Source organism: Slackia isoflavoniconvertens, from assembly GCF_003725955.1.
Lineage (GTDB): Bacteria > Actinomycetota > Coriobacteriia > Coriobacteriales > Eggerthellaceae > Slackia > Slackia isoflavoniconvertens.
The window spans coordinates 1-7065 of record NZ_QIBZ01000028.1; the positions used below are offsets into that span (position 1 = coordinate 1).

The 7065-nt window shown below is 54.6% G+C and carries 10 protein-coding genes; 2 read left to right on the forward strand and 8 right to left on the reverse strand.

Annotated features, from left to right (window positions below; all coding sequences use genetic code 11):
• Positions 1-66 precede the first annotated feature (66 nt).
• On the forward strand, positions 67-1317 hold the full coding sequence (locus DMP05_RS09500; protein ID WP_123220220.1) for an IS30 family transposase: 1251 nt from the start codon (positions 67-69) through the stop codon (positions 1315-1317).
• A 353-nt stretch (positions 1318-1670) separates the two neighbouring features.
• Here the strand turns inward: DMP05_RS09500 and DMP05_RS09505 are convergent, their stop codons facing one another.
• The 4 genes from DMP05_RS09505 to DMP05_RS09520 all read right to left on the reverse strand — a co-directional run bounded on the left by DMP05_RS09505 (position 1671) and on the right by DMP05_RS09520 (position 3412).
• A complete protein-coding gene (locus tag DMP05_RS09505) occupies positions 1671-2012 on the reverse strand; it encodes an Abi family protein (protein WP_123220221.1) in 342 nt (113 codons plus the stop codon).
• A 265-nt stretch (positions 2013-2277) separates the two neighbouring features.
• Positions 2278-2658: a DUF2513 domain-containing protein gene (locus tag DMP05_RS09510; RefSeq protein ID WP_161957536.1), complete on the reverse strand. Its 381-nt coding sequence runs from the start codon at positions 2656-2658 to the stop codon at positions 2278-2280.
• A 182-nt stretch (positions 2659-2840) separates the two neighbouring features.
• Positions 2841-3140, reverse strand: coding sequence for a type II toxin-antitoxin system RelE/ParE family toxin (locus tag DMP05_RS09515; protein ID WP_123220223.1), 300 nt, complete (start codon positions 3138-3140; stop codon positions 2841-2843).
• Complete coding sequence (locus tag DMP05_RS09520) at positions 3140-3412, reverse strand: type II toxin-antitoxin system RelB/DinJ family antitoxin (protein WP_114513208.1); 273 nt, start codon at positions 3410-3412, stop codon at positions 3140-3142. Before DMP05_RS09520 ends, DMP05_RS09515 begins: the two co-directional genes overlap by 1 nt.
• A gap of 513 nt (positions 3413-3925) precedes the next feature.
• Here DMP05_RS09520 and DMP05_RS10310 point away from each other — a divergent pair.
• Positions 3926-4165 carry an AlbA family DNA-binding domain-containing protein gene (locus DMP05_RS10310; protein ID WP_123220224.1) on the forward strand — a complete coding sequence of 80 codons (240 nt, stop codon included), beginning with the start codon at positions 3926-3928 and terminating at the stop codon, positions 4163-4165.
• Positions 4166-4238: 73 nt separating this feature from the next.
• On the opposite strand, the gene DMP05_RS09885 is transcribed toward DMP05_RS10310, so the two are convergent.
• From DMP05_RS09885 to DMP05_RS09540, 4 genes are all read right to left on the reverse strand, one after another.
• Positions 4239-4388 carry a hypothetical protein gene (locus DMP05_RS09885; RefSeq protein ID WP_161957537.1) on the reverse strand — a complete coding sequence of 50 codons (150 nt, stop codon included), beginning with the start codon at positions 4386-4388 and terminating at the stop codon, positions 4239-4241.
• A gap of 139 nt (positions 4389-4527) precedes the next feature.
• Positions 4528-4992 (reverse strand): hypothetical protein, encoded by a 465-nt coding sequence (locus DMP05_RS09530; RefSeq protein WP_123220225.1) that lies wholly within the window; start codon positions 4990-4992, stop codon positions 4528-4530.
• Positions 4989-5462 carry a helix-turn-helix domain-containing protein gene (locus tag DMP05_RS09535; protein ID WP_161957538.1) on the reverse strand — a complete coding sequence of 158 codons (474 nt, stop codon included), beginning with the start codon at positions 5460-5462 and terminating at the stop codon, positions 4989-4991. The genes DMP05_RS09530 and DMP05_RS09535 overlap by 4 nt, the downstream gene beginning before the upstream one ends.
• Before the next feature lies 1 nt (position 5463).
• Entirely contained in the window at positions 5464-5880 is a 417-nt protein-coding gene (locus DMP05_RS09540) for a hypothetical protein (protein WP_123220227.1), read from the reverse strand.
• Between the last annotated feature and the right edge of the window lie 1185 nt (positions 5881-7065).

Consider the following 7065-nt stretch of genomic DNA (forward strand, 5'->3'; position numbering starts at 1 on the left):
GTCCTACCGCGTCCGCCATGCCCTCATGCAGGAGGGCTAGCCGCTCAGAAAGCGTGCGCACTTCCGATGCTCAGGCTGCTCAATTTCCGATGCTCTTTTTGCTCAAATCCTCTTGACGAAACACACCGCGAGATAAAGCGCAACGGGGTGCCGTCGAGCCCCAGCTTCCTGTCCGTCGAGACGCGCAACATATGCCTGAGGCGGGAGGCGTGCTCGAAGAGGGACGTGTGCGGCAAGGGCTGCCTGATGCCGTGCCCGACGTGCCGGACGTCGATGTGCAACAAGGTCTGCCCGGATTTCCTCCCGGACCAGTGCCCGTGGCTCGCGAAGCCTCCGTTCGCGTGCAACGGCTGCCACAGGCGCTACGGAATGGGGTGCGGCTACGAATACCGGTTCTACGACGGCAGGATGGCCCACGAGCTCGCGCAAAAGCGGAAAGTCGAGTCGAGGGAAGGCATCGACGTCACGCCCGAGGAGCTCGAGGCGATGCGGGCGATCGTCAGGCCGCTCATCAAGAAGGGGCAGAGCCCCGAGGTAATTTGGGCCACCCACGCCGGCGAGCTGCCCGTGTGCCTGAGCACGTTCTACCGCTACGTCGAGATGGGGGTGTTCGGCGACATCATCGGGCTGAACTTGCCAAAGAAGGTGCGCTTCAAGCCAAGGAAGAGACGCGCCGACGAGACCCCGATTCCCAGGCATGACCTGGAGGGGCGCACATACAAGGACTTCGAGGCCCTTCCGGACGACAAAAAGATGGACGCCGTCGAGATGGATTGCGTGGTAGGAAGGCGCGGCGAGGTCCAGGCGATCCTGACCCTGCTGTTCAGGCGATTCAGGTTCCAGCTCATGCTGTTCCTGCCGAAACACAACCAGGAAGAGGTAGGCAAGGCGCTCGACATGGTCGAGAGGCTGATCGGCCTCAGGGAATTCAAGAGGCTGTTCGGCGTCATTCTCACCGACAAGGGGTCGGAGTTCTTGGACTACGGCGTCATCGAGAAAAGCTGCACGTCGAGGGGCTCGCGCTGTCGCGTGTACTACTGCGATCCGATGAAGTCGGGCCAGAAAGGCAGCTGCGAGAAGAACCACGTCGAGCTGCGCAAGGTGATCCCCAAGGGCTCGTCGTTCGCCAAGCTGACCCCGGCGAAGCTGTCGGTGGCGTGCTCGCACGTGAACTCGTACGGACGCCCGCAGTTCGGCGGCGCGTCGCCGCTGCAGCTGGCCTCACGGGTCGTGCCGGCCGAGCTTCTGGACGGCCTGAGCATAGGGCTCGTGCCCGCCGAAGAAGTCATGATGAAGCCAGGGTTGATCGAGCTTTAAGAAACGGAAGAGCAGGAAACCCGAAGAGAAAACGGCCCGAATGCCATCGAAAACCGCATACCGAGGCAAAAACGAGGAACGGCCCCGCGCTCACGGCGTGCATTTAGTCTCGGAATCACAAAATGAGGGGTCTATCTGGGCATGCGCGTCTTCATATCCCGCACACAAGCGAGAAATGCCATGCATCGGTTCCGATACTAAACGCATGATGAAAACAGCACGAAAAGGCAGCGATTCTGACACTAACTGCATTACTCCACGTCATCTGCGCAAATACGTGCATTTGAGATTGGAATTAACCGCATCACCACCAACATCCTCTTCGCAGTCTTAGTAGACATAATCAAAATAAATCAGTGATTTCCTAGGTACTTGCCCTGGGACTCGCCATATGCAGCGCAGAACTCGCAGGCCAGCGCCGACCTGATCTTCGCCTCGACCTTGAGCGGCGCATCGAGCATTATCTTCCTGAGCTCGACGTCGAACTCGTAAAGCACCAAGATGTCCCCGAAAGTGGCGCCTTCGCGGTATACCCGGGTGCTCGGGTCGCGGAAAAACGACTGATAGCCGTTCACGACCAGGAAATAGCCGATGTCCGCAAGGACCCTGCAGCAAGCCTCCTCGTCTTCGATTGCGAAGCCGGAGCTTCTGAGCTTCTCCATCTGCTGCTGATAGGTAAGCAATTCTTTGGGCATCTTCGCTCTTCCCGAAAAGTAAAAGGGGAACCCGCAGGCTCCCCTCCGGTTCCAGGCATCGAAAGTTTCTGGACCCTAATCACTACCATAATGCCATCAGCAAACTTGCGCGCCATCAAGACCATGTCCTGACTGTCCACGACTGGCTCCGAGGCCATGCATGCGGGCGCGCAAGCTCCTGAACGCGTCCCCAACCAATATGGCCTTTGGTGTCAAATAGACTTGCATCCCTCTAAGCTAAGAACCCGCAACCCGAGCATCGCTTTTACATCATGCCGCCAGATCGCAAAACAGCATTGACGGCCCCTTCCGTAGCAGCCGAGACAAGCTTCGAGGAAATCTCCTTAACAGCATCGAACACAAGAGGGACGCCCCTTTCCCTCGCTATGGTCTTGGTCTTCTCCCAAAGTGAATCATCCCTGATTTTATCCAAATACTCAGCGCCATCCCATGTGAGGCCGCCAACGCTGAACGAATGAATACCGTTGTCTGCATAGTTAATCCCGCACGACGTAACGAGCCCTGCGTCTTCCAGCATTTTGCAATGAACAGCGACCTCTTCGAGGCTATTTCCCTCTATGGAGAGGTTCGTAATGGGTATTCCCCCATACTCCTCTTCAACCCTGAGAAGGATAGCTCTAATCAAAATCCATATCCCTTTTCATAGGACATCCCTCCTCGATGCAAAATCCAAAACGCACCGAACAACAACTCGCCTTACAAAACCAGCAGTCACTGAAAAGCTTGTAACCGCTACGTAAAGAAGAGCTACCTCAAATCGTATTTTCGCTCAATTCCACTAATCGATTCCCTTCATGAAAGTCCCTCCTACCTGAACAGCTCGTCGTGACCGCCAGTGCGCTCGAAGAAGGCGACCTCGTCGTTGGCCGACCATATTACCAGCCAATCGCCGGAGTTCGCCACGTGGCATTCGTTCCTCCCGGCCCAACTACCGCTCAGGCGGTACATGTTGTGGCGGCGCTTGAGAGTCTCCAGCGACTCGGGGGTATTCTCCAGCACCAGGTCGATGAGCTTCTGCAGCTCAGCTAAATCCCAATTGCGCCGCTTCGCCTTCTTTTTGAGGTCGCGAGAGAATGCAGCGGAGAAATCCGCCGTGAGCCTGCTCATTAGGCCATCGCTGCCGCGATGAGATCGGCTGCGTTGTCAAAGCGGCCTTTCTCGCCAGAGGACAGGAAGGCGTCGCCCTCGCGGATAGCCTCGAGGCTCTCGATGCTGGGCTCGTCGGGGGCGAAGGTCAGGGGGATGCGGCGCGTGTTCACCATCTGCTTGTAAAACGCGCGCGTAACCGATGAGAGGTCAAGGCCGTAGTAATCGGCCACCTCGGAAGCGCCGCGCTTCAAGTCGTCGTCAATGCGTATGGTCAAAGTAGAGCTAGACATGATATTCCTATCGACGTATGTGCAGATATATTATACTGTACATACGTTATACCCTCAAGCAAGGCTAACCAAAAGACAGCGTAAAGTCGATGATGGGAATCCCTGCCTTTTGATTACCCAATCCACACAGCCCAAAAAGCCAGCAGCATGCGGGCCTTTCTTTATGCTGGGCAGACGTGCCAGTCAGCGGCTTAAGCCATACCGTCTCACGTCGATGGCATCGCGAGGGTTGAAGCCGCATGAAATCGACGCCAACAAAATCGCGGTAGATTCAGGAGCAGGGACGGAAGTCGTCGGTAGCACAAAGACCGAAATGACGAAGCGCATAACCGCGAGGAATCCCTATGAAACTCTCCCCTATCTCAATCGCGCAATCGAGCCGCGACCACCCCCCTCGATTTAGTTCGGTTCTAACCATTCTAATCACCATGGTTAGTAGAATGGTTAGAATATGGGTAGAAAAGAATCGGAAGGCGAGCAGGATGAAGCTCTGGGGGGGCAGAGACGGTCGAGCTGAAGGCCGTTGCGCAAGACGGCATCAAGAAGGAGATTGTCGCCTTCGCGAACGGCAACGGCGGAACGGTCTACGCGGGCGTCGACAACGACGGAAACGTGTTGGGCGTCGAAGACGCCGACGGGTGCGCCTTGCAAGTCTCCAACATGGTGCGAGACGCCGTGAGACCGGACGTCACCATGTTCGTCAGCTACGAAGCGCTCGACTGCGACGGGAAGGCGGTCGTGGCCGTCAATTGAATCTGAATCCGTCCCATTCCCGTCGACAAGTCGATTTCCGTTCCCCATGATATGAGCAACGGGCATTTCCACGTCAATGGAATCGGAGTTGATTCAGATCATCGCCGCCGAGCTGGCGCTCTTTCCACCAGTTGCGGACCGTGTGGCGGTTGAGGTGGCCGAGCTCCACCATGACGTCGACCGCGCTGCAGCCAAACCTGATGAACGTCTCGATGACCTTCACCCTTTACTCTGCGCCGCACATCCGTACGACCCCCCTAGCGCCCTCTTTTGGCCCAGGATTTTCACCGCAGTCCCATATTCCGGTTTCACGATCGACGAATACACTTACGCCCTAACCGCATCAACGGCCATCAGAGGCCCTATTCCGAATCTTCCTTTGACTTAAGCGAAGCAACAAATCCATAGGGATCAATAGCGGGAAGAGTCTGCTTCCCCACAATGCTTTCCGCGGTTATGTTCTCTACAATGGCCCGTATCTTTCCGTAAGCAATGGACACCGTATTGGCCATGACAAATGTTTCTCTTTCGCCTTCATCCACATCAGATAAAGACACTTCCGGTATCGCCACAACAATGCCAAGCTTGCATGAGGCAGAAAGGGCCGGCGCATCACCCTTCTCGTCAATCGTCCAATCCCCCACAGCTTCAAGAACGCATTTGCATACACGATTGCCGTCATCCATCATCGGCGAAGCGAACGAAGAATTCATAGTCAGGGAAAGGTGCGTTTCCCCGCCCGAGAATCCGTCCGCTATCGATAAGTTGACCCCGAGCACTTTCGAATCAACAATTTCCACGGGCGAAATCCAGTTTCCCTCGCTCATGCCGCAATCCTCCCCAATGACAGAGCGGTCATCTCTTTGACGCCGAAAGAAGCGCTCGCGCTTCTAGAAACAAGCACGCTGGTTGAGAACGCACCACCAAACGATTCAATCAACGGCACCTCCTTAGGAACAAGTACGGTATCCGTGCCGTTTTCGTCATCTAGGCCAGCGTAATCAACATCGCCGATTTCCGTTAAACGAATGGGCGAGATTTCGCAGCCTAAGGCGACTGCAACCTTAGCCATGGACTTAAGCGTCATATTGGAATTCTCAGTGAGCAGTTTCGATACTGCTGCAGGACTTACACCAAGCAACTTAGCCAAGTCCTTGCGCTTGAGCCCTAGCTTATTGAGACGCATAAACACTTCCACCTCAAAATCCAACGCCATCTTAGCCGCAACATTGTCAAAAGACGGCTTTAAAGGCTCGTCGACACCAAGGAACTCCTCTCGCGACACCTTCATAGCCATGTTATTCACCATCCTCTATCAGTCGAATCGCCTCTTGAGCCAACGGCTCTACTTGCTTCAGCATTTCATTCATAGTCTTATGCTTATGCGATTCAAAAGCATCTAACATCACAAAAGCCCGTTGCTTTTTGCTCCAGTAAGTAACCACTCGCCAGGTTTTTCCAAACCTGCGTATTTCGATAAGACTCAGCTTTGTGTTTTTGATCGTATCAAACCGATTTGTGCTGAATGCAAAATCAACCCCAAGCTCATAACCAAGCCCATCGACCCTTTCAATCAAATCATAAAGCGCACTCAGTGCATTCAGATCCTTTTTAAACCTCTTCTGAAGAATGTTTTTCTCGGAAACATCTCCTTCATTAACGAGCAGATAGAAGAAATCAGCTATCTGCTTAAGCCGCCAATTACCTTCCCCCATCTACTCTCCTTGTCGATGCAACGATAGTATAATTAACTTACAGGTTAATTTTATCAAACGCAACTTATTTCGCAAATAAGCAGAACTTTCAACCATCAAGATTGGAATAATTGAGATTTCTTAGACGGGAAAATATCGACGCCACACATAGCTCAAGGACGACTACATCGAAATCGCAAAGTGAATCTGGATCTGTGATCGGGGGATGCGGGCATTTCCCTGGATCGGCTACGCCACCAGCCCTAAGCTCCTGCGGTACTGCATCGGACTCAGGCCGGAAGCGGTCGAGAAGGCTGCCAGAATGGCCGACGACCCGATAATCGACATTGATCCCTCAGCCCTCAGCGACGATGGGAAATAGGAAAACTCCCGGACTCTTCTCAAAGCGAATGGGAAAACTCCGGGAATTCTCTCGTTCCTACGCGGTTGTTTTTTACGCTCACATTCCTACTCTCGTCCCACGAGAAGGCCCAAAGGGTCTCACATGTGCGCGATTTTAAGCGCATGCATCGTCGGCGTTTCATCGCCGTCGTCTTCAAGACCCGTCAAACACGGAGCGCTTCGAATGGGGTCCGCATTTCTGACGTCAGTTCAGATTTGTTGAAAAAGACCCTCGAATGTGGTCTTTTTCAGGCCGAATTGACCAATAGTCCAAGGGCGGCGCTAGCGAATCATGAGAATTCCCGGTTCAGAAGCTCGGTGGTAAAGTGATGTTAAGCAGGAAAGCTGAATCATGCCACATTCGAGGGCCATTTTCGACACGCAGGGATGGGCTCGCGCGATAATAGGCCCGCATTGCAATCGGAATCCCCCTCGCGGAAGCGGACCATCCATTCGTGCAGGCTGGACTCAGCCACTTTGTTGAACGCGCACCATTCTTTGACTGACGGTCGTATCGGCGGCGAGGCAGCGCTCTATGCGCCCGGCCCACGCGTCGCGCCTGTTGTTCTTGCGCTTCCTGTCGGAGTCCGAGCGCGCGATGCTAGCGACCACGACTATGTCGCAATCGACGCCGAGCGCCCTCGGCTCCCTGCAGAGATGGAAGCCGGTGCAGCCGCTTTCTGTTGATGTTCACTAAGAAGTGGTCCGAGTGATCACTGGGAAATGAGCACCGTGAGCACGAAAAATTGAGCAGTTTAAGCAAGAGGGCCGCGCCCCGGGGACCGGGGGCGCGGCCCTCGCCGT